This window comes from Erwinia aphidicola, from assembly GCF_024169515.1.
GTDB lineage: Bacteria > Pseudomonadota > Gammaproteobacteria > Enterobacterales > Enterobacteriaceae > Erwinia > Erwinia aphidicola.
Map to the genome: position 1 here is coordinate 2939832 of NZ_JAMKCQ010000001.1, position 25178 is coordinate 2965009.

Sequence of the window (25178 nt, forward strand, 5' to 3'; positions counted from 1 at the left end):
CTGTTTTTGCAATCTGTGGCGCCAGGGGGAAATGCGCAAAAATCGGCGCTTCCAGGAAAAAATCAGTAAGTTGTGCCAGAATTAAGCTTACGCAGGCAGGAAAGCTCTGCCTCTTCGCGGTAATTTGGCTGTCGTAATCATTCATTGGAAGGAGAAGTTATCAATGAAAATCTGGCATGTATTAAGTGGCGCGGCTCTGGCTGTGGTAATTACAGGGTGTGCTGACAAAAGCAAAGATGTGCCGACCCCAACGCTGGGATCGCAGGTAGAAGGTCAGCAGGGGGTGATTAGGCAACCGAACGTGAGCGGGACCGTGTGGATCCGTCAGAAAGTGGCGCTGCCACCGGATGCGGTGCTGACCGTGACGCTGTCCGATGCTTCGCTGGCTGATGCACCGTCTAAAGTGCTGGCGCAGCGCGTGGTGCGCACGGAAGGTAAGCAGGCGCCGTTCCAGTTTACCCTGCCGTTTAACCCGGCGGATATCCAGCCAAAAGCACGCATTCTGCTGAGTGCGGCGGTCAGCGTGGATGGCAAACTGATGTTTATCACCGATACGGTGAAACAGGTGGTCACCACGGGCGGAACGCGTCAGGACCTGACGCTGGTGCCTGTCCCTGAAATGGCGATGCCAACCACCAGTGGGGCACCAGCAACCGTGCCTTCCACTTCGCCTACCCTGGTTACGCCATCAGGCGCCGTTCCTGCGCCAACGTCGATGTAACGTTTGTCGGGCGCGGCATCCGCGCCCGACAATTGCATTACCAGTGCCAGCGATACTTCACCAGGTCGATTTTCCCCTCGCGCGATACCTCAATCCCTTCCGCCTGCAGTGCTTTACGCTGTCTGCTGAGATCGTCACCCGTCAGCGAAATTTCACCTTTACGATTAATCACCCGGTGCCACGGCAGTTTGCTGCCTTCAGGCAGGCGCTTCAGTACGCCGCCAACCTGACGCGCCGCGCGCGATGAACCGGCCAGCCGGGCCACTTCGCCATAGGTGGTGACGCTGCCATAAGGGATCGCGGCAACGATTTGATAAATACGCTGTTGAAAACTGTCCTGTTCGATGGTCATAAGCCTATAGCGAGGAAATAATCTGCAGATCGTGCAAGAAACCAACGGTCACCAGGGGGCGGCTTGCAATTGCCGGGGGCATCATTGATAATGCCTGCGCTCTGGTTACCCAGGGCACTCAATGGGGGCCCGGTTGGTTCTCCCGCAATGCTAATTTGTGAACTCGGTCAGGTCCGGAAGGAAGCAGCCGTAACAGATGACGCGTGTGCCGGGATGTAGCTGGCAGGGCCCCCACCCAATTCTGCCTCACCAGCCCTCACGACTTCATTCATTGCAAATCACACATCATTAGTTAGCGAACAAACTTCCATACTGCAACGGGCACTTTGTCATAAAGCTTATTCATTGTCAGTTCGGCCAGACGATGATCGGCAGCGGAATAGAATACAGCCAGTTCATCATCAGATAATTCGTACTTGTTCTTTTCGATGACGCGCTCAAGCGTGTCGATGGAACGACAGCGTCTGAGGCGCATCAGATAATCAGTTTTTGTTAAAAGTTTGTCTGTCATTATTAAACCGTAAATGAGTAATGGGTTGCTAAAACGAATGGCTGGCCTGTGTCAGGCTTGTTGCACATTCCTCTGCAAAAATGTTGAACAGTCGTTTGGCGGATTTCTGCCAGCGTTGTAAGTCCTGAACATTAATGCCGTAATTGCTGAACAGCATAAAGGTGTCATCCAGGTATTCATCAATCTGACTTATCAGATCGCTGTCCTCGATGTGCTTAATTTTGTAATTCATGGTGAATGCTGCAATATGCTCGATCAGGTCGTTAAGCTGCAGATTGGCAGCAGAGGTAGGATCGTTAACCCAGCCGTGGTGGCTGTCGCCTAACGTAGCCAGGCTTTCATCGTACAGGTTTTCACACAAAAATTTCAGCTGGGCAATATCATGCCTTCTCGGTGAGTATTCGTCCATCTTTTTCCCCTCCTAAGCTTGCGAAACAGGCCATTAAACCGCACTTTAAACATGGGTGCCAGGAAGTGATAATTACTATGCTATGTAACATCTAAACAAAATATAACTTATTTAAAATAACCTGCCGCTCGACTGACCAAATATTACAATTCATCGGACATGTTGTGGCGATCGTTATCAATGAAATCAAACACCAGCGCATCAGGAGTAAGGGTAAAATTGACCGACTGATGGGTTGTTTCACTCGCATCAATATCCAGACAGGCATTGAATACGTTCCAGCGGAAGCTGTAGTTCATTTTATAACGTGATTGTTGCAAATATTCCAGGGAAATAATTTTCAGACTTTCGGGAACATATCGCGCATTTTGTGAATACCATTCCAATGAACCAATCAGGTCATCTTCTATTTTGGGAATTATCTGTTGGATCTCATGCATTAATTCTAGTGGTTCAATGTTAGTTTGACGATATTTTAATGGTAAAGTTTTGCGCATTTTTCCCTCTCAGAGTTAAATTTTGCTTATCAGCTTAATTGCTGTAGCCGAGTGGATAAGCCAGGTTATAAATTTAGTGTAGCCTATATTGATGATTTAACAGTTAATTATTTTACTCGCACCGGCATGCTTCCGCATAAAACCATCACCATGTTGAGTTTTTTTTATATAAAAAACGCTTCAGCCATCCGGCTCCAACGTAATAATTAGATACATTTTAATGATATCCGTCCTGCCTCCATCCACGCTACCTTATTGTTATGTTATAACATTTAAGTGGCTTTTTAATGAACACCTCTCCGGCTTTTATTCGCATCGGCACCTTGCTCAGCTGCCCGGCATGGCTGCGTATGGTGCTGACCTTACACCTGGTCGGCGCGCTGGCGGCGCTCACCTGGTGGGCGGCACTCTGATGATCGTACTTAATCAGCTGGTGGTTGGCTATCAGCATCGTGCGGTGACGCCGCAGTTAAACGGTGAGTTTGCACGCGGCAGCATGACGGCCCTCGTGGGGGCAAATGGCTGCGGAAAATCAACGCTGCTGAAGACGCTGTGCGGGATGTTGCCCCCGGTCAGTGGTTCGGTCAGCCTCTCTGCGCCACGTCCGACCGTTGCCTGGCTGCCCCAGCACGCTGAGCTGGAGAAAACATTCCCTTTGACCGTTTTCGATCTGGTGGCAATGGGCTTCTGGCGTCAGAGTGGCTGGTTTAAAGGCTTAAACCGCCAGCAGCGTGAGCAGGTCATGTCGGCACTGCAGCGCGTCAATATGCTGCCGTTCGCTGCCGCCGCGCCGGGAACCTTATCCGGCGGGCAGCTGCAGCGCGTGCTGTTTGCCCGGCTGCTGATACAGGACGCAGAACTGCTGCTGCTGGATGAGCCTTTTACCGGCGTCGACAGCGATACCACCGAACTGCTGCTGGCGCTGCTGGCGGAGCGGCATCAGGCCGGGGCGACACTGATTGTTGTCCTGCACGACATGGCTACGGTGGCGCAGCATTTCCCGCAGGTGTTACGCCTGAAAGAGCAGCACAGCGAATGGACCTGCCGCGGCTGCGGCGTGACCGGGCTGAGCTTTAGTCGCCGTGGGGGGACCAGCGCATGATGCTGATCCAGCCATTTATCGAATTTGGATTTATGCGCCGGGCGCTGGTGGCCTGCGTCGCGCTGTCGCTGAGCGCGACGCCGCTGGGCGTCTTCCTGCTACTGCGCCGCATGAGCCTGGTGGGCGATGCGCTGTCGCACGCGGTGCTTCCCGGTGCCGCAATCGGCTATTTACTCTCCGGACTTTCGCTGGTCGCGATGGGCATTGGCGGAGCGATTGCCGGTCTGACGGTGGCGCTGTTGTCAGGCGCGGTCAGTCGCTATACGCCGCTGCGTGAGGATGCCAGCTTTGCCGGTTTCTATCTTGGCTCACTGGCGCTGGGCGTCACGCTGGTGTCGCTGCGCGGTTCCAGCGTCGATCTTCTGCATGTCCTGTTCGGCTCGCTGCTGGCGGTCGATACGCCCTCCATCGTGCTGGTCAGCAGCATCAGTGCGGTCACCCTGCTGATCTTCGCGCTGATCTACCGCCCGCTGACCATTGATGCCTTTGACCCGAGCTTTCTGCGCGCCCAGAACCGCTGGACTTCACCGCTGGTGCACGCCATTTTTCTGGTGCTGGTTGTCATCAACCTGGTGGCGGGCTTTCAGGTGCTTGGCACCCTGATGAGCGTCGGGCTGATGATGCTGCCTGCGGCCAGCGCCCGATTCTGGAGCCGTCATCTCGCCGGGACGCTGGCGGCGGCAATGATCATCGCCACGCTGGCCAGTTTCAGCGGGCTTTACGCCTCGTTTTACCTCTCGTTACCTGCCGGGCCCGCCGTGGTGCTGAGTGCGGCACTGTTGTTCTTTCTTTCCATTTTAATCGGTCCCTGCGGCGGCATTTTTGCCGGGCGTAAACCATTGGCAATCAGATAGGGAGTAAGTATGAAGAAGTTACCTGTGGCGCTGGCGCTGTCCGTATTGCTGGCCGCACCTGCTGCAATGGCGAAAACCGTTGAAGCGGTTGCCAGTTTTACCGTGCTGGCGGATATCGTAAAAAACGTTGGCGGCGAACACGTCGTGGTGAAAAGCCTGGTGGGGCCAAATGGTGACCCGCACAGCTTTGAACCGACGCCAAAAGATAGCCAGGCGCTGGCGCATGCCGATGTGGTGTTTGTTAGCGGACTGGGAATGGAAGGGTGGATGGATCGCCTGATCGCCGCATCGGGCTATAAGGGAGAGACGGTGGTGGCTTCAGCCGGGATCAACACGCGAAAAATGGAAGAGGACGGAGAAACGGTTACCGACCCGCACGCGTGGAACAGCATGCTGAACGGTGTTATCTATGCCACTAACGTGATGAATGCGCTGATCGCCGCCGATCCGCAGGATGCAGATTATTTCCGTCAGCACGGCAGCGCCTACATCGCACAGCTTAAGCAGCTGGATAGCTGGGCGCAGCAAGAGTTCAGCGCTATTGCGCAGAGCAAACGTAAGGTGCTGACCAGCCATGATGCCTTCGGCTACTTCGGCCAGCGCTACGGGGTAACGTTCCTCTCCCCGGTCGGTTTCTCCACCGAATCTGAGGCCAGCGCTTCCGACGTCGCCGCGCTGATCGCTCAGCTCAAGCAGGAGAAGATCCATGCCTACTTTATCGAGAATCAGACCGATCCGCGCCTGGTTAAACAGATTGCCGCTGCCGGCGGCGCGCAGCCGGGCGGCGAGCTGTATCCGGAAGCTTTGACCGGGCAGGGCGGTGAAGCAGACAGCTACATTAATGCTTTCAAACATAACGTCAATGCGATGGTCAGCAGCATGAAATAAGCGCCCAGCCCGTGATTAAGCCGCATAAAAAAGGGGATAGCCGCGGCTATCCCCTTGTGTTGCATGCTTGAGAGTCATCAATTAATGCTTCTTGCCACCCCGGCCCTGTACGGCCTTAAAGCGTGGGTTACTTTTGCAGATGACGAATACGCGGCCGTGACGGCGTACGATTTTACAATCTTTGTGGCGTTTTTTGGCCGAGGCCAGAGAGCTTAAGACCTGCATGATGGCTCCTTACTTTTTCATCGCGCCGAGGAAGCTGCCGAAGCGCTGGTTGAAGCGTGCGGCGCTGCCCTCTTTGGCAAAATCTTTCTGCTTGCCGGTGTAATAGACGTGTGAGGCCGAAGAGACATCCAGCGTCACGTAAGGCATCTGTTTGCCTTCATGCTCAATCGTGCGATCGGTTTTGATGGTCGACCCCACGACAAACCAGGCGTCTGCCGTGGTGTCATGGAACACCACCTGGCGATAGGTTGGATGAATACTCTGTTTCATCTGTCACTCCATTTGTTATGTTATACTATAACAATAGTATGCGCCGCAGGTGAGCAAAATGCAACTGCGCGCACGCTGGAAAAAAGACAAAAAAAAAGAGGCCGCATTAAGCGGCCTCTGGTTCACATTAACTTGCGTGAATTAGTGATGATGATCGACTGGGTGGCTATGTTCCAGCTCTTCTTTGTTCTTACTGAAGCGGCGGCGAACCACCACGAAGAACACTGGAACGAAGAAGATCGCCAGGATAGTCGCGGTGACCATCCCGCCCATCACGCCAGTACCTACGGCGTTCTGAGCACCGGAACCCGCACCGGTACTGATAGCCAGCGGCAGAACCCCGAGGATAAACGCCAGAGAAGTCATCAGGATTGGACGTAAACGCATACGTACCGCTTCCAGAGTCGCTTCCACCAGGCCTTTGCCTTCCTTCTCCATCAGGTCCTTAGCGAACTCGACGATCAGGATGGCGTTCTTCGCCGATAGCCCTATGGTGGTTAGCAGCCCCACCACAAAGTACACGTCGTTGCTCAGCCCGCGCAGGGTGGTAAAGATCAGCGCCCCGACCACACCCAACGGTACGACCAGCATTACCGCGAACGGTATTGACCAGCTCTCGTACAGTGCGGCCAGACAGAGGAAGACCACAATCAGCGAGATGGCATACAGTGCCGGAGCCTGGTTACCGGACAGACGTTCCTGATAGGACATCCCCGTCCAGTCGTAACCAATACCGGTAGGCAGTTTCGACGCCAGGTCCTGCATCAGATTCATCGCTTCACCCGAACTCTTACCCGGTGCTGGCTGTCCTAACAGCTCCATCGACGGCAGGCCGTTATAACGCTCCAGTCGTGGTGAACCGTAAACCCACTGCGCAGAGGCAAAGGCGCTGAACGGCACCATTTCACCGCTGCTGGCACGCACATACCAGTTGCCAATATCACTTGGCAACATACGGTAAGGCGCATCGCCCATCACGTACACTTTCTTCACGCGGCCGCGGTCAATGAAGTCATTAACGTAGGATCCGCCCCAGGCTGCCGCCAGCGTGGTGTTGATATCGGAGAGCGATACCCCCAGCGCCGACGCTTTTTCCTGGTCGATAGTCAGTTTGTACTGTGGCGTATCTTCCAGACCGTTAGGACGCACGCCTACCAGGGTATCTGAATGCTGAGCAATCATGCCAAGCAGCTGGTTACGTGCTGCGGTCAGTTTCTCATGGCCAAGGCCACCCTGATCGATCAGCTGGAAGTCAAAACCGGTCGCCGTACCCAGCTCAACAATCGCCGGGAGGTTGAACGGAATCACCATCGCATCTTTGATCGCTGACAGCGCGCCCATGGCACGCCCGGCAATCGCCGGCACCTTGTTATCTGCACCCGAACGTTCATCCCACGGTTTCAGGCTGACGAAGGCGATACCGGTGTTCTGACCACGACCTGCAAAGCCAAAGCCGTTAACGGTGAACACCGAGTTAACGTTCGCTTTCTCTTTATTCAGGTAGTAATCCGTCACCTGGTCCAGCACTTTCTGTGTACGTTCCTGCGTGGCACCTGCTGGCAGCTGGGCCATGGTCAGGAATACCCCTTGGTCTTCTTCCGGCAGGAAGGAGGTTGGCAGGCGCATAAACAGATAGGCCATGCCCACCACGATCAGCAGATAAATCACCAGGTAACGACCGGTGCTGCGCACGATGTGGCCCACGCTGTCGGTGTAGTGATTGGTGCTTTTGTCGAACAGGCGGTTAAACCAGCCGAAGAAACCGGTGGTTTTGCCATGGTCGCCTTTCGCAATCGGCTTCAGCATGGTGGCACACAGTGCCGGAGTCAGGATCAGCGCGACGATAACCGACAGCACCATCGCGGAAACGATAGTAATCGAGAACTGACGATAGATAACCCCGGTAGACCCGCCGAAGAAGGCCATTGGAATAAATACCGCTGACAGCACCAGCGCAATACCGACCAGCGCGCCCTGGATCTGCTCCATCGATTTACGCGTGGCTTCCTTGGGCGGTAGGCCCTCTTCGGCCATGACGCGCTCGACGTTCTCGACCACCACGATGGCGTCATCCACCAACAGGCCGATGGCGAGCACCATCCCGAACATCGTCAGGGTGTTTATCGAGTAGCCAAACGCGCTGATAATCGCAAAGGTGCCGAGCAAGACAACCGGCACCGCAATCGTTGGGATCAGCGTGGCGCGGAAGTTTTGCAGGAACAGGTACATCACCAGGAACACCAGCACGATAGCTTCGACCAGTGTTTTCACAACTTCGTTAATCGAGATCTTAACGAATGGCGTGGTGTCATACGGATAGACGATTTTCATGCCGGCCGGGAAGAACGGCTCCAGTTTAGCAAGCTCAGCTTTTACCGCCGCAGCGGTATCCAGGGCGTTAGCACCGGTTGCCAGCTTGATCCCCAGACCCGAGGCCGGTTGACCGTTGTAGCGTGCAATAATCTCGTAGTTCTCACCACCCAGCTCGATATGCGCCACGTCGCTCAGACGGACACGTGAACCGTCGCTGTTCACTTTCAGCAGGATCTTACCGAACTCTTCAGCCGAGGTCAGACGCGTCTGCGCGATGATCGAGGCATTCAGCTGCTGGCCTTTCACCGGTGGTGAACCACCGAGCTGACCGGCCGCCACCTGGGCGTTCTGGGTGTTGATGGCGCTGATCACATCGACCGGCGTCAGTGAGTAGTTGTTGAGTTTATGCGGGTCCATCCAGATACGCATCGCATACTGCGCCCCGAACAGCTGGGTATCACCCACGCCGGAGACACGACTAATGGGATCTTTAATATTAGAACCCACGTAGTCGGAGATGTCGTTCTGCGTCATGGTGCCGTTATCGTTGATGAAACCGGCAACCATCAGGAAGCTACTGGAGGATTTCTGAACTTTAATCCCCTGCTGCTGTACTTCCTGCGGGAGCAACGGCATCGCCAGCTGCAGTTTGTTCTGAACCTGCACCTGCGCGATATCAGCATCGGTACCGGACTGGAATGTCAGAGTCAGCTGCAGCGTACCCGAAGAGTCGCTGCTTGAACCCATGTACATCAGGCCGTCGATGCCGTTCATGTTTTGTTCGATAACCTGCGTGACGGAGTCCTGCAAAGTTTTCGCATCGGCACCCGGGTAGGTGGCGGTGATCTCGATTGCCGGTGGAGCAACGTTAGGATATTGCTCAATCGGCAGTTTCAGGATCGACAGCGCACCCGCCAGCATAATAATGATGGCGATAACCCAGGCAAAGATGGGGCGATCGATAAAGAACTTAGCCATGTATCAGCGGCTCCTGTTAAGACTTCGGTTGTTCAGACTGTGCCTGAGGCTGAGGGGCTTCTTTGGCACTGTCGTCGCTAACTTCCTGTGGGGTCACCGCCGCACCGGGTTTCACACGCTGCAGACCGGTGGTGATCACACGATCGCCATCTTTCAGACCTGACGTGACCAGCCATTTGTCGCCGAAAGCTTGATCGGCTGTCACATTACGCACTTCAACCTTGTTATCCGCACCGACAACCATGGCAGTCGCCTGGCCAGTTGGCGTGCGGGTGATGCCCTGCTGAGGAACCAGCAATGCATTTGGGTTGGTGCCTTCATCCAGGCGAGCTCGTACGAACATGCCTGGCAGCAGGTTGTGGTCCGGGTTAGGGAACACTGCACGCAGTGTGATGGAGCCGGTGGTCTCGTCAACGGTGACATCAGAGAATTCTAATGTTCCGCTCTGCGAGTATTCTTTACCATCCTGCGTTAACAGTTTGACTTCAGCTTTGCCGTTGGTCTGCTGCAGCTGGCCGGATTTCAGCTCGTCGCGCAGACGAATAAAGTCTTCGCTCGACTGGGTTACGTCAACGTAGATCGGGTCCAGCTGCTGCACAGTTGCCAGAGCGGTCGTCTGAGCACTCTGCACCAGCGCACCTTCGGTGACTGAGGATTTACCAATGCGTCCGCTGATAGGCGAGGTCACTTTGGTATAGGCAAGGTTAATACGGGCAGATTCAACGGCTGCCTGTGCTGCCTGAACGGCGGCAGCGGTCTGGCTCTGGGTGGCTGCCGCGGTATCGTAATCCTGCTGACTGATGTACTTAGTACCCAGCAGAGGCTTGTAGCGTTTTACGGTTAAAGCGGCGATCTGCGCGTTGGCCTGAGCCTGTGCGAGGTCACCTTTGGCGCTGTCGTAAGCGGCCTGATAAGTGGCCGGATCAATTTGATACAAGGATTCGCCAGCCTTGATATCACTACCCTCAACGAAGTTGCGTTTCAGAATAATGCCGGAAACCTGTGGGCGAACTTCTGCAATACGGAACGATGAGGTGCGACCCGGCAGGTCGGTGGTAATTTTAAGCGGTGCGCTTTTTAGCGTCGTGATACCCACTTCAGGGGCCTGTTGCTGACCGGCCTGCTGAGAATCTTTGTTATCACATCCTGTTAGCACTAAGCTGCCTGAAAGCATCAGAACGGCCGCCAGAGGCGTTAACCCTCTGTTTTTGTTCATAAATAAACCTCGAGTGTCCGATATCGATTGTTCAATGGATCACAAACCCATAAACCCATTGCTGCGTTTAAATTATGGTCGTGCTATGGTACATACATTCGGAAATGTATGTAAGTCTAACGCTTTGTAAAAAACACCCTCATGGCACGAAATACCAAACAACAAGCTCAGGAAACGCGAAATCACATCATAGATGCGGCTATCGAGCGCTTTTCTGAACATGGCGTTTCTAAAACGTCACTGGCTGATATTGCCGCAAGTGCTGGCGTGACGCGGGGTGCAATCTACTGGCATTTCAAAAATAAAACGGATTTGCTCAATGAGATTTGGGCACAGTCCGAATCCGGAATGGCAGACCTGGAGCTTGAGTATCAATCAAAATACCCGGCGGATCCACTCTCTGTTATGCGAGCTATGTTGCTGTATGTCCTTGACGCGGCAGCCACTGATCCGAGAAGACGTGCACTTATGGAAATTATTTACCATAAATGTGAGTTCGTCGGTGAAATGACTACCCTCCAGCTAATGCAGCAAAATCTCTATCTTGAATGTTATGAGAAGATAGAAGAGGTTTTACAACAGTGTATTGATGCAAAGCAACTTCCGGAAAATCTTAACACGCGTCGCGTCGCTGTAGTGATGCGTGGCTACATCAGCGGCATCATGGAAAACTGGCTGTTTATGCCGGAGAGCTTTGACCTCGCCGCCGACGCGCCGCAGCTGGTGGACACGCTGATCGAGATGCTGATCGGGTGCCCAACCTTACGCAAGCCAGCATAGCGCGAAATTATGAACGTGCGGCGACTTTCTGCTCGAAATCTCGCTGCACAATCGCCAGCGCTGCCAGCACGGTTTCTGGCGCTATCTGATTCTCTTCCAACAGCATAATCAAATCCACGGCCAGTTTGACCTCTTCCGGTGCAGTATCCAGCGACATACGTTTTCCTTATAATGATAAAAATTTCAGATGCGCAGCATTCTGACCACGCCAACCATGACCAGCGCGCCGGCAAACGCGGCCAGCAGCGCCCGCGGGTGGAAGATTGCCAGCGTCCCGTAGTCAAAATAACTGCTGACGTAGCCGCCAATCAAGGCACCCACTGCAGTCAATAACAACGTTGGCATCAGGCCGCCGGGGCGGCCGGGGAAAAAACGGCGTGCAATAACGCCCACCAGCAAACCGGTTACCATCCAGCTAATCAGCCCCATAGCGGCCTCTCTTTCAGCGAGTTATCATCCGATTATAGCCCGCGCTCGCGATTTTCGATGCCGCGCTCAATTCGCTTCAACGCCTGCAGGCAGCGCTGCAAACGCCCTTCGAGTGCAGCCACCTCACGCTGAAGTTGCTGCTGCTGTGCCAGCGTTTCCTGCACGGCCAGCAGACTTTCCCGGTCCTGAATCATCGCCCGCAGGCGGCGCTCAAAATCCTGATGTTCGGCCAGCTTTTCATACAGGTTCTCGCGCACAGGCGCCGCGCGGGTCTCACTGCTGCGCATCTTGAGCGTTGCCAGTTCGCGCTGCATGGCGCTCATCTGCAGCACCACGCGTTCGGCCATCCATGCCACGCTTTCCGGGCGATTATCCCTCACGCTCTGTTTTAACAGCGCCATGGTCTGTCTGACTTCCTGCAGATAATCGCCCAGGCGGGTAGAGTGGCTGTGAAATAACTGATGGTCAAAGCGCGCCTGCGCATTACGTTTATTAGCATGCGGCTCGACAGCCTGCGCCAGCTGTTCCAGCTGCGTTTCCAGTTGTTGCAGTAAAGCTGCGCTTTTCATCGTGTTCTCCAGGGCAGTATTGCGGCTATGATACCCTGTTTAGAGCCAATTTTTTCGGGTACGCCATGCAACGTTATCTTCTTATTACTCTTGGCTGGTTGGCGGTGGTACTGGCCACGCTCGGCGTGGTACTGCCGCTGCTGCCAACCACGCCATTTTTACTGCTGGCGGCCTGGTGCTTTGCCCGGTCTTCTCCGCGCTTCCATCACTGGCTACTGCACCGCTCGGTATTCGGGCGCTACCTGCGTCACTGGCAGCAGCATCGGGCAATGCCACCGGGCGCCAAGGGCAGGGCGATCCTGTTTATTCTGCTGACCTTTGCCTTTTCCTTGTGGATGGTCAAAATTCTCTGGGTACGCCTGCTGCTGCTGGCGATACTCTGCTGCCTGCTGATCTTTATGATCCGCCTGCCAGTGGTTGACGAAGAGCAGGAAAAGCGCTGATTTCGCTAAACACGGTTGCAATTGTCCGGCGTTTTGCCTAGATTTGGTCGTTTTCGTGCGCGGCTTTCCCCCAGTGTTTGAATTTCACCCGGCTTTATCGTCGTGCGTGAAGCAAGCCGCGTGAGTCAGATTTGTATTTACCAGGCACAACACTATGACCGCGACTGCGCAGCAGCTTGAATTCCTTAAAAACAGTATCAAAAGCATCCCGGACTACCCAAAACCGGGCATTCTCTTTCGTGACGTCACCAGCCTGCTGGAAGATCCGAAAGCGTATGCGTTGAGCATTGAGCTGTTAGTTGAACGCTATCGTCACGCTGGCATCACCAAGGTGGTGGGCACTGAGGCGCGCGGTTTCCTGTTCGGCGCACCGGTTGCGCTTGGGCTGGGCGTGGGCTTCGTACCGGTGCGTAAACCCGGCAAGCTGCCGCGTAAAACTTTTGCCGAAAGCTACGAGCTGGAGTACGGCACCGACCAGTTAGAGCTGCATTGTGATGCTATCCAGCCGGGTGACGTGGTGCTGGTGGTTGACGATCTGCTGGCGACCGGCGGCACGATTGAGGCCACCGTGAAGCTGATCCGCCGCGCGGGCGGCACCGTGAAAGATGCCGCTTTCATCATTAATCTGTTTGACCTCACCGGCGAATCACGCCTGAAGGCGCAGGGCATTGAAAGCTACAGTCTGGTGAACTTCCCCGGTCACTAAGATTTTGCGGGGCGGCGGGTCCGCCCCGATCTCTCCTCATCTGCTTCTCTCCCTGTACACCAAATGCCTTCAACCGCTGTTCGGCACAAAAAGCAGCGATTCATCCCCCCTGATGCTTACACTTGTGCGGCAAAATGCAGCCGTCACCGTGATAAAGGAAGTTCGGGATGAACAAAATCGCTACCGTTACTACTCTCCTCGCCGCACTGGCGGGTGCCACAGCCGCAAACGCCGCTCAGACTAAGGCCCCTGTTGATTATCAGTACCAGACAAAAGATATCAGCGGGCTGCACACCTTCACGCTGGGATACGCCCAGAGCCACAATCAGCATTTCAACAATATCAAAGGTCTTAACCTTAAATATCGCTACGAAATCCCTCAGCTGCCGCTCAGCGCGATGGTGTCACTTACCTGGATGAACGGGCGCGGTAGCCAGTTTGCACAGTTTGATGGCGCCTCAGAGAATAAATACCATCGCGTGCGCTACTATTCGCTGATGGTGGGGCCGGCTTATCGCATCAGCCATTGGGCCAGTCTCTACGCGCTGGCTGGCCCGGGCTGGGAAAGCAGCACCAATATCACCCACTATCGAGATGCTGATGGTGAACATTCCGGGCGCAAAAAAAGGGCCAGTTCGCGTTTTGCCTGGGGGGCGGGAATGCAGTTCAATCTGATTGATAACCTGGCGCTGGACGTCGGTTATCAGGGCGGTCACCTGCAGAAAACGTCCAGTCACGGCTTCAACGTTGGCGTGGGGTATCGTTTCTAACTACCTCCACAACCTTCATCTTTTACAGCCACAGGATCGTGGCTGTTTGTCTGATATCTGCGCCCTTAGCCGCGATAAAGTGATTGAATAAGACGAGCAAGCCGGGAACTGTTATAGTTGCTCACTCTGGTTTATCACGACCTTGTACACCCATTCATTCCAATCGATGATGAAGTCTTAATGAGCTATCAGGTACTGGCCCGCAAGTGGCGTCCGCAAGCGTTTACTGATGTTGTCGGTCAGCAACATGTTCTGACCGCGCTGGCTAACGGTTTGTCCCTTGGCCGCATCCATCACGCCTATCTTTTCTCCGGCACCCGTGGCGTTGGTAAGACCACCATTGCCCGCCTGCTGGCAAAGGGGCTGAACTGTGAAACCGGCATAACCGCTACCCCGTGCGGGCAGTGTGACAACTGCCGTGAAATCGAACAGGGGCGCTTTGTCGATCTGATTGAAATCGATGCCGCTTCCCGTACTAAAGTGGAAGACACGCGCGATCTGCTGGATAACGTCCAGTACGCTCCGGCGCGTGGTCGTTTTAAAGTCTATCTGATCGATGAAGTTCACATGCTCTCGCGCCACAGCTTTAACGCGCTGTTGAAAACGCTGGAAGAGCCGCCGGAGCACGTCAAATTTCTGCTAGCCACCACCGACCCGCAAAAGCTGCCGGTGACCATTCTGTCGCGCTGCCTGCAGTTCCACCTCAAGGCGCTCGATCAGGAACAGATCCGCGGCCAGCTTGAGCACGTGCTGAAGGCCGAACAGATTGCTGCGGAAACGCGTGCACTGCAGCTGCTGGCGCGTGCTGCAGACGGCAGTATGCGCGACGCGCTGAGCCTGACCGATCAAGCCATCGCCATGGGGCAGGGGCAGGTGACCACCGCCACGGTGAATGACATGCTCGGCACCCTTGACGACGAACAGCCGCTGGCGCTGATTGAAGCGCTGGTTAATGCCGACGGTGAACAGGTGATGGCGCTGCTGACTCAGGCCGCATCGCGCGGCGTGGAGTGGGAAGCGCTGCTGGTGGAGATGCTTACCTTGCTGCACCGCGTGGCGATGATCCAACTGCTGCCTTCAGCGCTCGGTGATGACATGGCCGCGATTGAACAGCGGCTGCGTGAACTGGCGCGGGTGCTGCCACCGGCAGATGTGCAGCTCTATTATCAAACGCTGCTGATGGGGCGTAAAGAGCTGCCGCTGGCGCCGGATCGCCGCATGGGCGTCGAGATGACGCTGCTGCGTGCGCTGGCTTTTCATCCGAAAGCGGTGATTGCTGAACCGGTTGCACGCCCGACCATGACGCCACAGGCGACTGCTGCGGTGATGCCTGCACCGGATGCCGCGCCGCCGTCCAGCCCGCCTGCAGCGCATACCGTGGAGTCCCCGCCACCGCAGGGATTACCGGATACCACCAGCCAGCTCCTACAGGCGCGCACGCAGCTGCTGCGCCATCAGGGGGCGAGTAAGCCAAAAAAGAGTGAGCCGGCGGCGCAGGGTGCGCGGCCGGCAAGCTCGGCACTGGAGCGCCTGGCCGCCGTTACCGAACGCGGGCAGCAGCGCCTGCAGCAGGCCGCAGCGCAACCCGCCGCGCCGGTAAAGGAAGAGGCCTACCGCTGGAAAGCGCTCAATCCGACAGAAGTAAAAACGGAAAAGGTCGCCACGCCAAAAGCGCTGCGCACCGCACTTGAGCTGGAAAAACATCCGGAACTGGTGGCGAAGCTGGTTGCTGAGTCATTACAGCGTGATGCCTGGGCTGCCGAGATCGCTGCGCTTACGATGCCAAAACTGGTGCAGCAGCTGGCGCTCAACGCCTGGAAAGAGCCGACCGAAAACGGCATCTGCCTGCATCTGCGCTCCAGCCAGCGCCATCTGAATTCGCCCTCGGCGCAGAAAGCGCTGAGTGATGCCTTGAATGCTGCTTCCGCACACCCCATTGAATTAACCGTGGTGGAAGATGATAATCCGGCGGTGCTGACCCCGCTGGAGTGGCGGCAAAAAATTTACGAAGAGAAACTGGCGCAGGCGCGTCAGTCGATTATCACGGATACTCATATCCAGACGCTGCAGCGATTTTTCGACGCTGACGTAGACGAAGAGAGTATCCGACCTGTTTAACCCGCCGCATTATCACGTGATGATGTGGCCTGAGCTGAAGAGAGAGAACTTATGTTTGGTAAAGCCGGATTGGGCAACCTGATGAAGCAGGCCCAGCAAATGCAGGACAAAATGGCGCAGGTGCAGGAAGAGATCGCTGCGATGGAAGTGACCGGTGAATCTGGCGCTGGCATGGTCAAGGTCACCATCAACGGTGCGCACAACTGCCGCCGCGTGGAAGTGGATCCAAGCCTGCTGGAAGATGACAAAGACATGCTGGAAGACCTGATTGCTGCGGCATTCAATGATGCCGCACGTCGCGTTGCTGAAACCCAGAAAGAGAAAATGGCGGCCGTTTCCAGCGGAATGTCTCTGCCACCTGGCTTCAAGATGCCATTCTGATGCAAACCAGCCCGCTCCTTGAAGCACTGATGGAGTCGCTGCGTTGCCTGCCGGGCGTCGGGCCGAAGTCGGCACAGCGCATGGCTTTCCAGCTGTTACAGCGCGACCGCAGTGGCGGTATGCGACTGGCGCAGGCCCTGACGCGGGCGATGTCGGAGATTGGTCACTGTGCCGACTGCCGGACATTCACCGAGCAGGAAACCTGCACCATCTGCGCCAATCCCCGGCGTCAGCAGAACGGCCTGATCTGCGTGGTGGAGAGCCCGGCAGATATTCACGCCATTGAGCAGACCGGGCAGTTTGCCGGGCGCTACTTTGTGCTGATGGGCCATCTGTCGCCGCTGGATGGCATCGGACCGAATGATATCGGCCTCGATCGCCTTGAGCAGCGGCTGGAAAAAGAGTCAATTCAGGAAGTGATCCTCGCCACCAACCCGACGGTTGAAGGCGAAGCTACCGCCAACTACATTGCCAGCCTGTGTGAACAGTATGGTGTGGACGCCAGCCGCATCGCGCACGGCGTGCCGGTGGGCGGCGAGCTGGAAATGGTCGACGGCACCACGCTGTCGCACTCTCTGGCCGGGCGCCTCAAGATTAAATTCTGAACAATCAACGGCACGAGTTGATCGTGCCGTCTTGAAATCCCCAAATATCCCCCCACTTATATCCTCAACGTTCATCAACCTGTTCTTAGTTGAGGTAGCAATGACCATGAAAGGACAAGAGACCCGTGGCTTCCAGTCAGAGGTAAAACAACTTCTGCACCTGATGATCCACTCCCTCTATTCAAATAAAGAAATCTTCCTGCGTGAGCTGATCTCAAACGCCTCTGACGCCGCCGACAAGCTGCGCTTCCGTGCGTTATCCACCCCGGACCTTTACCAGGGTGACGGCGAGCTGCGCGTACGGGTTTCGGTCGACAAGGAAAAACGCACCCTGACGTTGAGCGACAACGGTATCGGGATGCGTCGTGACGAAGTGATTGAAAACCTCGGTACCATTGCCAAGTCAGGCACCAAATCCTTCCTCGAATCACTGGGTTCAGACCAGGCGAAAGACAGCCAGCTGATCGGCCAGTTTGGTGTTGGTTTCTACTCGGCGTTTATCGTGGCCGATAAAGTGTCAGTCCGCACCCGCGCAGCCGGCGCTGCCGCCGATGAAGGCGTGTTCTGGGAATCTGCCGGTGAGGGCGAATACACGATCGCCGACATCACTAAAGAAGATCGCGGCACGGAAATCACGCTGCATCTGCGCGAAGGCGAAGATGAGTTCCTTGATGCATGGCGCGTGCGCAGCATTATCAGCAAGTATTCCGACCATATTGCCCTGCCGGTAGAGATTGAAAGCCATAACGAAGAAGACAACACCACCAGCTGGGAAAAGATCAACAAAGCGCAGGCGCTGTGGACGCGTAATAAGTCTGATATCAGCGAAGACGAATACAAAGAGTTCTACAAACACGTCGCGCATGACTATACCGACCCGCTGACGTGGAGCCACAACCGCGTTGAGGGCAAGCAGGAGTACACCAGCCTGCTCTACATCCCGGCGCAGGCGCCGTGGGATATGTGGAACCGCGATCACAAGCACGGCCTGAAACTGTACGTGCAGCGCGTGTTCATCATGGACGACGCCGAGCAGTTTATGCCGAACTATCTGCGCTTCGTCAAAGGGCTGATCGACTCTAACGACCTGCCGCTGAACGTCTCGCGTGAAATCCTGCAGGACAGCCGCATCACGCAGACCCTGCGCGGCGCGTTGACCAAGCGCTCCCTGCAGATGCTGGAGAAAGTGGCGAAGGATGATGAAGAGAAATATCAGAAATTCTGGCAGCAGTTTGGTCTGGTGCTGAAAGAAGGCCCGGCAGAGGACAGCGGCAACGTGGCGACCATCGCCAAACTGCTGCGTTTTGCCAGCACCAGCAGCGAAGGTCCGGCGCAGACCGTGTCGCTGGAAGATTACGTCAGCCGCATGGTGGAAGGGCAGGAGAAGATTTACTACATCACTGCCGACAGCTACGCCGCGGCGAAAAGCAGCCCGCATCTGGAGCTGTTCCGTAAGAAAGGCATCGAAGTGCTGCTGCTCTCCGACCGCATCGACGAATGGATGATGAGCTATCTGACCGAATTCGACGGTAAGTCTTTCCAGTCGGTGAGCAAAGCGGATGACGCGCTGAGCAAACTGGCCGATGAAGAGACCGAAGAGCAGAAAGAAGCGGAGAAAGCGCTGGAGCCGTTCGTGGAGCGCGTGAAAACGCTGCTGGGTGAGCGCGTGAAAGAGGTGCGTCTGACGCATCGTCTGACCGACACCCCGGCGATTGTCACCACCGAAGCGGACGAAATGAGCACCCAGATGGCGAAGCTGTTTGCTGCTGCTGGCCAGGACGTGCCGGAAGTGAAGTATCTGTTTGAGCTGAACCCGGATCACGCTCTGGTGAAACGCGCCGCCGATACGCAGGATGAAGCCCGCTTTGCCGAGTGGGTTGAGCTGCTGCTGGACCAGGCGCTATTCGCCGAGAAAGGCACGCTGGACGATCCTAACCAGTTTATCCGCCGCATGAACCAGCTGCTGCTGGGTTAATCGCCTCTGTCCAACGGGCGAGGTATGCCTCACAGCTGGGCAGATCGCAGTAAGGGTCGGGCAAGTGCCTGACCCTTTTTTTATCCTGCTTTATTCCCCCAAACACCAGCGCGCCGGGTTGTTCAACATATACTCGCGCACATGATTTAATTCCCTCTCATCACGTATTACTCGCTCCCAATATCCGCGCTGCCACAGCTTAGCTCCCGCAAACATTTTGCCGATCTCTCTGCTCACTGCCGCTTTATAACTCCCAATGATGGTGCTGAGCGGGTGCTGGTTGCCATCCGATATGATCAGAATGCAGTGCAGGTGATTGGGCATAATGATAAAGCTGTCGGGCAGGCATTTGGGAAAATGTGCTGTCAGGCTTTGGCGTAATTCCCGTGCGATTATCCCCCTCTGATTCAGCCAGCTTTGATTGCGCGTACAGCGTCCGAAATAGTGTTTTTTGTTCAGGCAGCACAGGGTCAGATAATAATATCCCGGCTGACGGTAGTCGTAGTGTTTAAGGCGCAGAGACTTCCTTTGGTGCATGAGATCCTCCTTTTTGAGGAGCATATCAGCGCCTGGCATTACGCGGGGTTTTGGCGTGAAGATAGTCGGCACGGCTCGCAAAATGGCGGGCGAGGCATGCCTCACCCCTACGATAATCGCCGTGGGGGCGGGCATGCCTCGCCCCTACGATAATCGCCGTGGGGGGCGGGCATGTGTAGCGCCGGGCTGATGGGTTACAGATCGAACCGGGCTGATAGGTAACACTTTCAGCCCTCATATCGCCTGATACTGTGGCTGACTGCCTCATAGTAGCCCAGTATCTTTCTCCCAAACAGGATTGACGTACCCCCTTCATCTTCTTCCCTTATCTCTATCCGTTCTCCCCGCAGCGACTCACTGACGAACAACCGCCTTCCCTTCAGCCTTATGTCCCCTTTTTGCTGCACCCGGTACAGCTTCGCTCCCTCGTCATACGCCACCTCCGGCACCTCTCCCGTGTATTCACGCTCGGATTTCCTCCACAGGCTTGACGGCACCGCTCCGCCCACCGCCGAGTGCGGTCGCACCGTGTTGTACTCCTCCCTGAACGCGTTGAACCAGGCCTGCTGCTCCTCCAGCGTGCCGTAACGGTGGCCGTACGACATCGCCTCCTTCAGCGTCCGGTGCATCCGCTCGTGGCGCCCGTTCTCCGTCGGTTTTCCCGGCCTGATGCGCTCGGGCAGGATGCCCAGCTTTATCAGCCATACGCTCAGCGGCGTCAGTCCGCCCAGCCCCGTACCGGCGAACGGGTTGCCGTTGTCCGTGCGGATAACCTCCGGCAGCCCGTTTTCCCTGAACGCCTGCTCCAGGCATGCCCTGACGAAGGCGCCCGTCTCGGCTGCGCCCGCCTCGCAGCACAGCAGCTGGCGGCTGTGCAGGTCGGTCAGCGTAAAGGCGTGGCACCAGCGGTCGCCCCCGCCGGACAGCAGGAACTTCCCTTTAAAATCTGCGCCCCAGGTCTGGTTAACGTCGCTGACGTCACGAAGAGGGACCTGCCGGACGGGCGATTTTCTACGCGTGGCGGCGGGCCTGACCAGGCCATGTTGGCGGAGGATGTTCCCGATAGTGCTGGCAGCGGGCACCGTCCAGGCAGCTGAGCGCCCGGGGATCGAAGCGCTGCAGCCACTTGTAGGCGGTTTTACGGCTGATGCCGAACTCACGGCAAAGGTGAGAAATAGAGTACTCGCCTGACTGGCAGGCGAGTATGAAACGGTGACGCTGCATGGTGTGGGTCTCAGTCCAGGGCATAGTGAGTCTCCTCTGCTATGCCGTTTATAACTGTTACCCATCAGCCCGGTCTAAAGTGTTACCTATCAGCCCGGTTCGTACACATGCCTCGCCCCTACGTTAATCGCCGTGGGGGGCGGGCAAGCCTCACCCCTACGTTAATCGCCGTGGGGGGCGGGCAAGCCTCACCCCTACGTTAATCGCCGTAGGGGTCGGGCATGCCCGACCCGCAGCATCGCAAACTCGCCGACCCGCAGCACGCCCGGCCCCTCATTAACCCGCGATCGATGCTTCCTCTAACAGCCAGCGGCGGAACAGGTCGATCTCGGTTTCCTCTTTACGCGACGCTTTCACCATCATCCAGGTGGCGCGGTCCACTTCGGCAAAGCCCAGCGGTGCAATCAGCGATCCGTCCCGGATCTCTTTTTTCACCAGGATCTGCGGCGTCATAATAATCCCCAGTCCATTACGCGCCGCCTGAATCGCCAGCGTCAGATTATCAAAATGCCTGCCTGCCCAGAAATCGCCGCGCGCGCCGGTTTTCTTCGCCCATTCGGCCCAGGCGTGCAGTTTAGTATCGGCATGCAGCAGCGGCAGAGTAGAGAAATCGGTCTCGTAGTTGAAGCGGTTAGCGAACAGCGGCGAACAGACCGGGCCAATATAGTCGACGGTAATCAGCGTAGCGGCAATGTCCTCCTGCAGCGACTCCTCGTGGCTGACGATCAAAATATCCGTGTACTCACTACGCACCCGTTCAATATCCACGTGGGTTTGAAAGGTGAGGGCAATTTCGGCGTGGCGTTCGGTGAAGCGGCTGATACGTGGAATCAACCATTGCGCCAGGAAGCTCGGCGCGCAGGAGATCGTCAGGCTGTGCAAATTTCTGGCCCTGATTTTCTCACAGGTTACTTCAATTTCACGAAAGGTTTGCATGCAGCAAACCTTAAGGCGCTCGCCGTCGGATGTTAGCTGAACCCGACCATTTGCCCGCAGAAACAGCGGCTTGCCCAACCACTCCTCAAGCTGCTTGATTTGATGGCTGACTGCGCTATGCGTCACGTTCAGTGATTGTGCAGCCAGGCTAAAGCTTTGGTGCAGGGCTGCCTGATGAAAATAGCGTAAAGCGCGCAGAGAAGGGAGGCCGGACATAAAAATACCCTGTGAGAAAATCTAACAGCAAGTGTCTGTTTATATCATTTTAAAGTCCAGCACGATTTCCCTACTCTGGCTGCGGAGTCGGGAGCGTTGTCCTGCCAGCGACCAGCGGACACCCCAGGATTGAGGCTCCAGCGACACAGCCGTATTTTCCTCTTGTCAGCCCACAATAACGAACAACTGCTATGTGAAGGAAAGGAAAATGACAAACCAGCACTCCATCAAACCACAGCTCGTCATGTTTACCGGCGGTCGAGATAGCACCCTGGCGGCTTGTTATCTGATGTTACAGGGTATCCCTGTACACCTCTGGTCAGGAAACAGTGGATGCTCACTGCATCGCGGCATCCTGTCGCACCGCGTTGAAGAACTGAAAAACCGGTTTGGGGATCTCGTTGTCGGTCACACCATTGCCGACATCAGCGGGGCGTTCCGCTCTATTGCTATCGAACATCTGGAAACCGACATCCTGAAATACCGCAAAAACCTGGTGCTGCTGGGGGAGAAACTGGCTATCCACGCGCATCTGGTGGATTTTTGCCACCGCAACGACATCAACACCATCAACGATGGCATTACCCATTATCAGATGGAGTTCCCGGAGCAGCGCCAGGTGGCAAAAACCTTCCTGATGGAAATGATGGCGCAGTACGACATCAACTATCAGTCACCAATCTATGAATTTGCCCAGTCGGCGGACGATGTGAAATATCGCCTGTTACAGCTGGGGATCTCCACCAAATCACTCGAGGGGATCAGCATCTTTGCCGACAGCTTCTCCACGCCGAATGATGAGGTGATCCTCGCTTATCTGCGCGATAAGGCGCCGCTGGCACAGAATATCGTGCGCTTCCTGTCTGGTGAAACCCTGATGACGCCAGTGCTGAAAACCAGCGCCGCCGCCTGAAACTGAATAAGCAACGGTGACGCGCCCTGCGGGCTGCGTCGCCCGTTCGGAGCCTGAGATGAAAATAATCGTTAAGTGTGCGGCCATTATCATTAATCAGCGTTCGCTATTACTGACCCGCAAAAGCGGTACAGAGATTTTTATCTCCCCCGGGGGCAAGCCGTTGCCCGGTGAAGATCACCTCAGCTGCCTGAAGCGCGAACTTCAGGAAGAGCTGGGCGTACAGATTAAAAGCTTCCGGCCGTTTGGCCTGTTTCACGGGCGCGCCGAGTTTGAAGCCATGGCCATTGAGAACCACGTTTATCACGTGGAGATCGCCGGGCAGCCGCGTGCCGGAAGCGAAATTGAGGAGATTGCGTGGGTGAATTACCGCAAGCCTCCCTGTGAAATCCCGGTTGGCTCCATCTTCCGCGATAACGTAATGCCACTGCTTTTCCAGCAAGAGTTGATTAACTAATGGACGCATCCTCACTTTCCCCCCAGCTACAGCAGATCCACGGCGATCGATTCTACAAGCGAGTGCATATGCTGAGAGACGAACTGCGCGATGAACTGACCGAGGTGTACCAACTGCAGAACTACGATCTGTTCTTTGTGCAGTCGGTGCGCGTCGGGCTGGTGATCCTGTCGCACCTGTTCCATAAACAGGAAACCACGCTGTGCCTGGCGAAACACGCTCACTATCAGCCCATCAGTGAACTGTTCAGCATGGCGACCCAAACCGGGCCGGGGAGCGTGCCGATTATCACCCACGTCAACCCCTACACTGGCGAAGTGAACAGTCTGAAAGACTGCAAAGGAAAAGGGGTGGTCGATGCTTCCCACAGTTTTGCCACCACCCGTCACGCGGAACTGACGCAGGACAGCTCGATCTTTGTCGCCCCGCTGCATAAACATGCCTCTCTGACCATCGGGCTGGCGATTATTGCGCTGCGCCCGGAGCATTTCAGCACGCTGATGCGCAGCGAACTGCGGCTGTTTGAGGACTCGACCTCTTCGGCTAAGCCGCTGGAAGAGGCGCTGGAAAACGTGCGCAGCAAAAGCTGGCAGCCGTACAACGTGGCGCAGGTCAGCAGGGTAGCGCTGAAAGATGTGGCGGGCATGGACTTCACCTCCATCAGCGAACCGGGCCTGCCGTTCAGCTGTTTTCCGGTGCCTGCGCTCAGCGAAAACCTGCAGCAACAGGTCAAAGATGCCGGTGCCAGCTATTTCCCGCAGACCAAAACGCTGCGTGTGTCGTGCTGGGCGCGCGGTGACGGGCAGCAATCGGTGGACATGACCGAACAGGTCGAACGTCATCTCCACACCCTGTGGGAGGCAAAATGAAAAACGGCTTCGCTATAAACGGCAACATGATTGGCCTGCTCGGTGGGCTGATCCTCAGCACCGATTCGGTGTTTATCCGCATGATGGGCATCGAGAACTCCTGGCTGATCGTTGCGCTGCGCGGCATCTGCATGTGGGGGATCTGCCTGCTAATCTGGACCTTCTGGCGTCAGAGCCGGTCAACCATTGGTACGCCCTGGCTGACCAAGGATAATATCCTGTCGACGCTGTTTTTCTGCATCGCTTCCGCCTGCTTCGTTAACGCGCTGAACCGCGGCAATGTCGCTACGGTGCTGGTGATTATCTCCTCCACGCCGTTTATCTCCGCGCTGATCTCGCGCCTGCTGTTCAAAGTCGCTATCGATCGCAGCGTGATGCTGGCGTCGCTGGCGGGGATTGCCGGCGTCGCGATTGTGATGTCAGGACGCGGGCTAAGCGGCGATGGCGTAGCCAATCTTTATGCGCTGGCCACCGCCGTATCGATGGCGCTGGCGTTTATCTTCACCTCACGCGTTAGCGGCGGTAGTGCTGGCCTGCCTTCGCTCGGCGCGATGCTGGCTTCGCTCATCATCATGCTGTGGCCTGACGCTAACATGGTCGATAGTCTGAAAGTGTTATCGCTGGCGCAATATGGCTGGGTGATTGCCGAAGGGGCGCTGATCATGCCGCTGGCTATGGGTTTAATCACCTTATCGACCCGTTTTGTCTCCCCGGCGAATGCGGGCCTGTTTTTACTGCTGGAAACCGCACTTGCGCCGCTATGGATGTATCTGTTCCTTGGGGAAGTGCCAACAATTCATGCAGTTATTGGTGGGGCCATCATTATCATCGCGGTGATTTCGCAGTCGCTGTATGCGCGGCGCCAGGTGGCGTTACAGGACTACGCGGGTGCGGGTTAACCGCTCCCTTCCTTG

Annotated in this window: 32 protein-coding genes, 1 other RNA gene and 1 other annotated feature; of the genes, 18 read left to right on the plus strand and 15 right to left on the minus strand. The window is 55.9% G+C overall.

Annotated features, from left to right (window positions below):
• The first annotated feature begins 163 nt into the window (after positions 1-163).
• Positions 164-721 carry a YbaY family lipoprotein gene (locus tag J2Y91_RS13660; RefSeq protein ID WP_048916917.1) on the plus strand — a complete coding sequence of 186 codons (558 nt, stop codon included), beginning with the start codon at positions 164-166 and terminating at the stop codon, positions 719-721.
• 37 nt (positions 722-758) lie between these two features.
• On the opposite strand, the gene J2Y91_RS13665 is transcribed toward J2Y91_RS13660, so the two are convergent.
• On the minus strand, positions 759-1073 hold the full coding sequence (locus J2Y91_RS13665; RefSeq protein ID WP_048916916.1) for an MGMT family protein: 315 nt from the start codon (positions 1071-1073) through the stop codon (positions 759-761).
• A gap of 131 nt (positions 1074-1204) precedes the next feature.
• Here J2Y91_RS13665 and ffs point away from each other — a divergent pair.
• An RNA gene (ffs, locus tag J2Y91_RS13670) (signal recognition particle sRNA small type) lies at positions 1205-1301 on the plus strand.
• Between the two features lie 64 nt (positions 1302-1365).
• Here the strand turns inward: ffs and hha are convergent.
• The 3 genes from hha to J2Y91_RS13685 all read right to left on the minus strand — a co-directional run bounded on the left by hha (position 1366) and on the right by J2Y91_RS13685 (position 2490).
• Positions 1366-1584, minus strand: a complete 219-nt coding sequence (gene hha, locus J2Y91_RS13675; RefSeq protein ID WP_004156337.1) for a hemolysin expression-modulating protein Hha — start codon at positions 1582-1584, stop codon at positions 1366-1368.
• Between the two features lie 28 nt (positions 1585-1612).
• The gene (gene tomB, locus J2Y91_RS13680; protein WP_048916915.1) at positions 1613-1993 is read right to left on the minus strand and encodes an Hha toxicity modulator TomB; all 381 of its coding nucleotides are present in this window, start codon (positions 1991-1993) and stop codon (positions 1613-1615) included.
• 143 nt (positions 1994-2136) lie between these two features.
• A complete protein-coding gene (locus J2Y91_RS13685; protein ID WP_133624266.1) occupies positions 2137-2490 on the minus strand; it encodes a hypothetical protein in 354 nt (117 codons plus the stop codon).
• Positions 2491-2777: 287 nt separating this feature from the next.
• Here J2Y91_RS13685 and J2Y91_RS22990 point away from each other — a divergent pair, with 287 nt between their 5' ends.
• The 4 genes from J2Y91_RS22990 to J2Y91_RS13700 are packed head-to-tail and all read left to right on the plus strand — an operon-like array spanning position 2778 to position 5334.
• Positions 2778-2903, plus strand: a complete 126-nt coding sequence (locus tag J2Y91_RS22990; protein WP_263575963.1) for a hypothetical protein — start codon at positions 2778-2780, stop codon at positions 2901-2903.
• Positions 2903-3592, plus strand: a complete 690-nt coding sequence (locus tag J2Y91_RS13690) for a metal ABC transporter ATP-binding protein (protein WP_133624265.1) — start codon at positions 2903-2905, stop codon at positions 3590-3592. The genes J2Y91_RS22990 and J2Y91_RS13690 overlap by 1 nt, the downstream gene beginning before the upstream one ends.
• Positions 3589-4446, plus strand: coding sequence for a metal ABC transporter permease (locus J2Y91_RS13695; RefSeq protein ID WP_099755081.1), 858 nt, complete (start codon positions 3589-3591; stop codon positions 4444-4446). Before J2Y91_RS13690 ends, J2Y91_RS13695 begins: the two co-directional genes overlap by 4 nt.
• Before the next feature lie 9 nt (positions 4447-4455).
• Positions 4456-5334 (plus strand): metal ABC transporter solute-binding protein, Zn/Mn family, encoded by an 879-nt coding sequence (locus J2Y91_RS13700; RefSeq protein ID WP_133624264.1) that lies wholly within the window; start codon positions 4456-4458, stop codon positions 5332-5334.
• Between the two features lie 81 nt (positions 5335-5415).
• Here the strand turns inward: J2Y91_RS13700 and ykgO are convergent, their stop codons facing one another.
• The 4 genes from ykgO to J2Y91_RS13720 form a co-directional block, all read right to left on the minus strand.
• Positions 5416-5559, minus strand: a complete 144-nt coding sequence (gene ykgO / locus J2Y91_RS13705; protein WP_099755082.1) for a type B 50S ribosomal protein L36 — start codon at positions 5557-5559, stop codon at positions 5416-5418.
• A 9-nt stretch (positions 5560-5568) separates the two neighbouring features.
• Entirely contained in the window at positions 5569-5829 is a 261-nt protein-coding gene (locus J2Y91_RS13710) for a type B 50S ribosomal protein L31 (RefSeq protein WP_048916910.1), read from the minus strand.
• 141 nt (positions 5830-5970) lie between these two features.
• Positions 5971-9120, minus strand: a complete 3150-nt coding sequence (gene acrB / locus J2Y91_RS13715) for a multidrug efflux RND transporter permease subunit AcrB (RefSeq protein ID WP_133624263.1) — start codon at positions 9118-9120, stop codon at positions 5971-5973.
• A 16-nt stretch (positions 9121-9136) separates the two neighbouring features.
• Complete coding sequence (locus tag J2Y91_RS13720) at positions 9137-10336, minus strand: efflux RND transporter periplasmic adaptor subunit (protein WP_133624262.1); 1200 nt, start codon at positions 10334-10336, stop codon at positions 9137-9139.
• 141 nt (positions 10337-10477) lie between these two features.
• Here J2Y91_RS13720 and acrR point away from each other — a divergent pair, with 141 nt between their 5' ends.
• Positions 10478-11116, plus strand: a complete 639-nt coding sequence (gene acrR / locus J2Y91_RS13725; protein WP_062818364.1) for a multidrug efflux transporter transcriptional repressor AcrR — start codon at positions 10478-10480, stop codon at positions 11114-11116.
• A gap of 7 nt (positions 11117-11123) precedes the next feature.
• On the opposite strand, the gene rsmS is transcribed toward acrR, so the two are convergent.
• From rsmS to priC, 3 genes are read right to left on the minus strand one after another with little or no spacing between them, the layout of a single operon-like run.
• On the minus strand, positions 11124-11273 hold the full coding sequence (gene rsmS / locus J2Y91_RS13730; protein ID WP_099755085.1) for a pleiotropic regulatory protein RsmS: 150 nt from the start codon (positions 11271-11273) through the stop codon (positions 11124-11126).
• A 26-nt stretch (positions 11274-11299) separates the two neighbouring features.
• On the minus strand, positions 11300-11545 hold the full coding sequence (locus tag J2Y91_RS13735; protein WP_048916905.1) for a GlsB/YeaQ/YmgE family stress response membrane protein: 246 nt from the start codon (positions 11543-11545) through the stop codon (positions 11300-11302).
• Between the two features lie 32 nt (positions 11546-11577).
• Positions 11578-12114: a primosomal replication protein PriC gene (priC, locus tag J2Y91_RS13740; RefSeq protein ID WP_048916904.1), complete on the minus strand. Its 537-nt coding sequence runs from the start codon at positions 12112-12114 to the stop codon at positions 11578-11580.
• 65 nt (positions 12115-12179) lie between these two features.
• On the opposite strand from priC, the gene J2Y91_RS13745 reads away from it, so the two are divergent.
• From J2Y91_RS13745 to htpG, 7 genes are all read left to right on the plus strand, one after another.
• Positions 12180-12557, plus strand: coding sequence for a DUF454 family protein (locus tag J2Y91_RS13745; protein WP_133624261.1), 378 nt, complete (start codon positions 12180-12182; stop codon positions 12555-12557).
• Positions 12558-12711: 154 nt separating this feature from the next.
• Complete coding sequence (gene apt, locus J2Y91_RS13750; protein WP_048916902.1) at positions 12712-13263, plus strand: adenine phosphoribosyltransferase; 552 nt, start codon at positions 12712-12714, stop codon at positions 13261-13263.
• A 167-nt stretch (positions 13264-13430) separates the two neighbouring features.
• A complete protein-coding gene (locus J2Y91_RS13755; RefSeq protein ID WP_133624260.1) occupies positions 13431-14033 on the plus strand; it encodes an Ail/Lom family outer membrane beta-barrel protein in 603 nt (200 codons plus the stop codon).
• A 180-nt stretch (positions 14034-14213) separates the two neighbouring features.
• Complete coding sequence (gene dnaX, locus J2Y91_RS13760) at positions 14214-16151, plus strand: DNA polymerase III subunit gamma/tau (protein ID WP_048916897.1); 1938 nt, start codon at positions 14214-14216, stop codon at positions 16149-16151.
• Positions 15487-15548, plus strand: a sequence feature (DnaX frameshifting element). It overlaps the preceding gene by 62 nt.
• Before the next feature lie 51 nt (positions 16152-16202).
• Positions 16203-16532: a YbaB/EbfC family nucleoid-associated protein gene (locus J2Y91_RS13765; RefSeq protein ID WP_048916896.1), complete on the plus strand. Its 330-nt coding sequence runs from the start codon at positions 16203-16205 to the stop codon at positions 16530-16532.
• Complete coding sequence (gene recR, locus J2Y91_RS13770; RefSeq protein ID WP_048916895.1) at positions 16532-17137, plus strand: recombination mediator RecR; 606 nt, start codon at positions 16532-16534, stop codon at positions 17135-17137. The genes J2Y91_RS13765 and recR overlap by 1 nt, the downstream gene beginning before the upstream one ends.
• 106 nt (positions 17138-17243) lie before the next feature.
• On the plus strand, positions 17244-19112 hold the full coding sequence (gene htpG / locus J2Y91_RS13775; protein WP_208864892.1) for a molecular chaperone HtpG: 1869 nt from the start codon (positions 17244-17246) through the stop codon (positions 19110-19112).
• 90 nt (positions 19113-19202) lie between these two features.
• On the opposite strand, the gene J2Y91_RS13780 is transcribed toward htpG, so the two are convergent.
• From J2Y91_RS13780 to J2Y91_RS13795, 4 genes are all read right to left on the minus strand, one after another.
• The gene (locus tag J2Y91_RS13780) at positions 19203-19649 is read right to left on the minus strand and encodes a transposase (RefSeq protein ID WP_166643191.1); all 447 of its coding nucleotides are present in this window, start codon (positions 19647-19649) and stop codon (positions 19203-19205) included.
• Positions 19650-19876: 227 nt separating this feature from the next.
• On the minus strand, positions 19877-20731 hold the full coding sequence (locus J2Y91_RS13785) for an integrase core domain-containing protein (protein ID WP_253538605.1): 855 nt from the start codon (positions 20729-20731) through the stop codon (positions 19877-19879).
• Positions 20661-20897 (minus strand): helix-turn-helix domain-containing protein, encoded by a 237-nt coding sequence (locus tag J2Y91_RS13790; protein WP_253538608.1) that lies wholly within the window; start codon positions 20895-20897, stop codon positions 20661-20663. Before J2Y91_RS13790 ends, J2Y91_RS13785 begins: the two co-directional genes overlap by 71 nt.
• A 252-nt stretch (positions 20898-21149) precedes the next feature.
• Entirely contained in the window at positions 21150-22025 is an 876-nt protein-coding gene (locus J2Y91_RS13795) for a LysR substrate-binding domain-containing protein (protein ID WP_133624257.1), read from the minus strand.
• 208 nt (positions 22026-22233) lie between these two features.
• Here J2Y91_RS13795 and J2Y91_RS13800 point away from each other — a divergent pair, with 208 nt between their 5' ends.
• Genes J2Y91_RS13800 through J2Y91_RS13815 form a run of 4 tightly spaced genes read left to right on the plus strand, consistent with a single transcriptional unit; the run spans position 22234 to position 25163 of the window.
• Positions 22234-22938 (plus strand): hypothetical protein, encoded by a 705-nt coding sequence (locus J2Y91_RS13800; RefSeq protein ID WP_048916892.1) that lies wholly within the window; start codon positions 22234-22236, stop codon positions 22936-22938.
• Positions 22939-22996: 58 nt separating this feature from the next.
• Positions 22997-23395: an NUDIX hydrolase gene (locus J2Y91_RS13805; protein ID WP_048916891.1), complete on the plus strand. Its 399-nt coding sequence runs from the start codon at positions 22997-22999 to the stop codon at positions 23393-23395.
• The gene (locus J2Y91_RS13810; RefSeq protein ID WP_133624256.1) at positions 23395-24264 is read left to right on the plus strand and encodes a DUF6024 family protein; all 870 of its coding nucleotides are present in this window, start codon (positions 23395-23397) and stop codon (positions 24262-24264) included. The genes J2Y91_RS13805 and J2Y91_RS13810 overlap by 1 nt, the downstream gene beginning before the upstream one ends.
• Positions 24261-25163 (plus strand): DMT family transporter, encoded by a 903-nt coding sequence (locus J2Y91_RS13815; protein WP_133624255.1) that lies wholly within the window; start codon positions 24261-24263, stop codon positions 25161-25163. Before J2Y91_RS13810 ends, J2Y91_RS13815 begins: the two co-directional genes overlap by 4 nt.
• Positions 25164-25178 lie beyond the last annotated feature (15 nt).

Bases quoted from the DNA above. Each gene is read 5' to 3' on its own strand.
- J2Y91_RS13660 (WP_048916917.1), top strand. From the start codon at position 164: ATGAAAATCTGGCATGTATTAAGTGGCGCGGCTCTGGCTGTGGTAATT.
- J2Y91_RS13665 (WP_048916916.1), bottom strand. From the start codon at position 1,073: ATGACCATCGAACAGGACAGTTTTCAACAGCGTATTTATCAAATCGTT.
- hha (WP_004156337.1), bottom strand. From the start codon at position 1,584: ATGACAGACAAACTTTTAACAAAAACTGATTATCTGATGCGCCTCAGA.
- tomB (WP_048916915.1), bottom strand. From the start codon at position 1,993: ATGGACGAATACTCACCGAGAAGGCATGATATTGCCCAGCTGAAATTT.
- J2Y91_RS13685 (WP_133624266.1), bottom strand. From the start codon at position 2,490: ATGCGCAAAACTTTACCATTAAAATATCGTCAAACTAACATTGAACCA.
- J2Y91_RS22990 (WP_263575963.1), top strand. From the start codon at position 2,778: ATGAACACCTCTCCGGCTTTTATTCGCATCGGCACCTTGCTCAGCTGC.
- J2Y91_RS13690 (WP_133624265.1), top strand. From the start codon at position 2,903: ATGATCGTACTTAATCAGCTGGTGGTTGGCTATCAGCATCGTGCGGTG.
- J2Y91_RS13695 (WP_099755081.1), top strand. From the start codon at position 3,589: ATGATGCTGATCCAGCCATTTATCGAATTTGGATTTATGCGCCGGGCG.
- J2Y91_RS13700 (WP_133624264.1), top strand. From the start codon at position 4,456: ATGAAGAAGTTACCTGTGGCGCTGGCGCTGTCCGTATTGCTGGCCGCA.
- ykgO (WP_099755082.1), bottom strand. From the start codon at position 5,559: ATGCAGGTCTTAAGCTCTCTGGCCTCGGCCAAAAAACGCCACAAAGAT.
- J2Y91_RS13710 (WP_048916910.1), bottom strand. From the start codon at position 5,829: ATGAAACAGAGTATTCATCCAACCTATCGCCAGGTGGTGTTCCATGAC.
- acrB (WP_133624263.1), bottom strand. From the start codon at position 9,120: ATGGCTAAGTTCTTTATCGATCGCCCCATCTTTGCCTGGGTTATCGCC.
- J2Y91_RS13720 (WP_133624262.1), bottom strand. From the start codon at position 10,336: ATGAACAAAAACAGAGGGTTAACGCCTCTGGCGGCCGTTCTGATGCTT.
- acrR (WP_062818364.1), top strand. From the start codon at position 10,478: ATGGCACGAAATACCAAACAACAAGCTCAGGAAACGCGAAATCACATC.
- rsmS (WP_099755085.1), bottom strand. From the start codon at position 11,273: ATGTCGCTGGATACTGCACCGGAAGAGGTCAAACTGGCCGTGGATTTG.
- J2Y91_RS13735 (WP_048916905.1), bottom strand. From the start codon at position 11,545: ATGGGGCTGATTAGCTGGATGGTAACCGGTTTGCTGGTGGGCGTTATT.
- priC (WP_048916904.1), bottom strand. From the start codon at position 12,114: ATGAAAAGCGCAGCTTTACTGCAACAACTGGAAACGCAGCTGGAACAG.
- J2Y91_RS13745 (WP_133624261.1), top strand. From the start codon at position 12,180: ATGCAACGTTATCTTCTTATTACTCTTGGCTGGTTGGCGGTGGTACTG.
- apt (WP_048916902.1), top strand. From the start codon at position 12,712: ATGACCGCGACTGCGCAGCAGCTTGAATTCCTTAAAAACAGTATCAAA.
- J2Y91_RS13755 (WP_133624260.1), top strand. From the start codon at position 13,431: ATGAACAAAATCGCTACCGTTACTACTCTCCTCGCCGCACTGGCGGGT.
- dnaX (WP_048916897.1), top strand. From the start codon at position 14,214: ATGAGCTATCAGGTACTGGCCCGCAAGTGGCGTCCGCAAGCGTTTACT.
- J2Y91_RS13765 (WP_048916896.1), top strand. From the start codon at position 16,203: ATGTTTGGTAAAGCCGGATTGGGCAACCTGATGAAGCAGGCCCAGCAA.
- recR (WP_048916895.1), top strand. From the start codon at position 16,532: ATGCAAACCAGCCCGCTCCTTGAAGCACTGATGGAGTCGCTGCGTTGC.
- htpG (WP_208864892.1), top strand. From the start codon at position 17,244: ATGAAAGGACAAGAGACCCGTGGCTTCCAGTCAGAGGTAAAACAACTT.
- J2Y91_RS13780 (WP_166643191.1), bottom strand. From the start codon at position 19,649: ATGCACCAAAGGAAGTCTCTGCGCCTTAAACACTACGACTACCGTCAG.
- J2Y91_RS13790 (WP_253538608.1), bottom strand. From the start codon at position 20,897: ATGCCCTGGACTGAGACCCACACCATGCAGCGTCACCGTTTCATACTC.
- J2Y91_RS13795 (WP_133624257.1), bottom strand. From the start codon at position 22,025: ATGTCCGGCCTCCCTTCTCTGCGCGCTTTACGCTATTTTCATCAGGCA.
- J2Y91_RS13800 (WP_048916892.1), top strand. From the start codon at position 22,234: ATGACAAACCAGCACTCCATCAAACCACAGCTCGTCATGTTTACCGGC.
- J2Y91_RS13805 (WP_048916891.1), top strand. From the start codon at position 22,997: ATGAAAATAATCGTTAAGTGTGCGGCCATTATCATTAATCAGCGTTCG.
- J2Y91_RS13810 (WP_133624256.1), top strand. From the start codon at position 23,395: ATGGACGCATCCTCACTTTCCCCCCAGCTACAGCAGATCCACGGCGAT.
- J2Y91_RS13815 (WP_133624255.1), top strand. From the start codon at position 24,261: ATGAAAAACGGCTTCGCTATAAACGGCAACATGATTGGCCTGCTCGGT.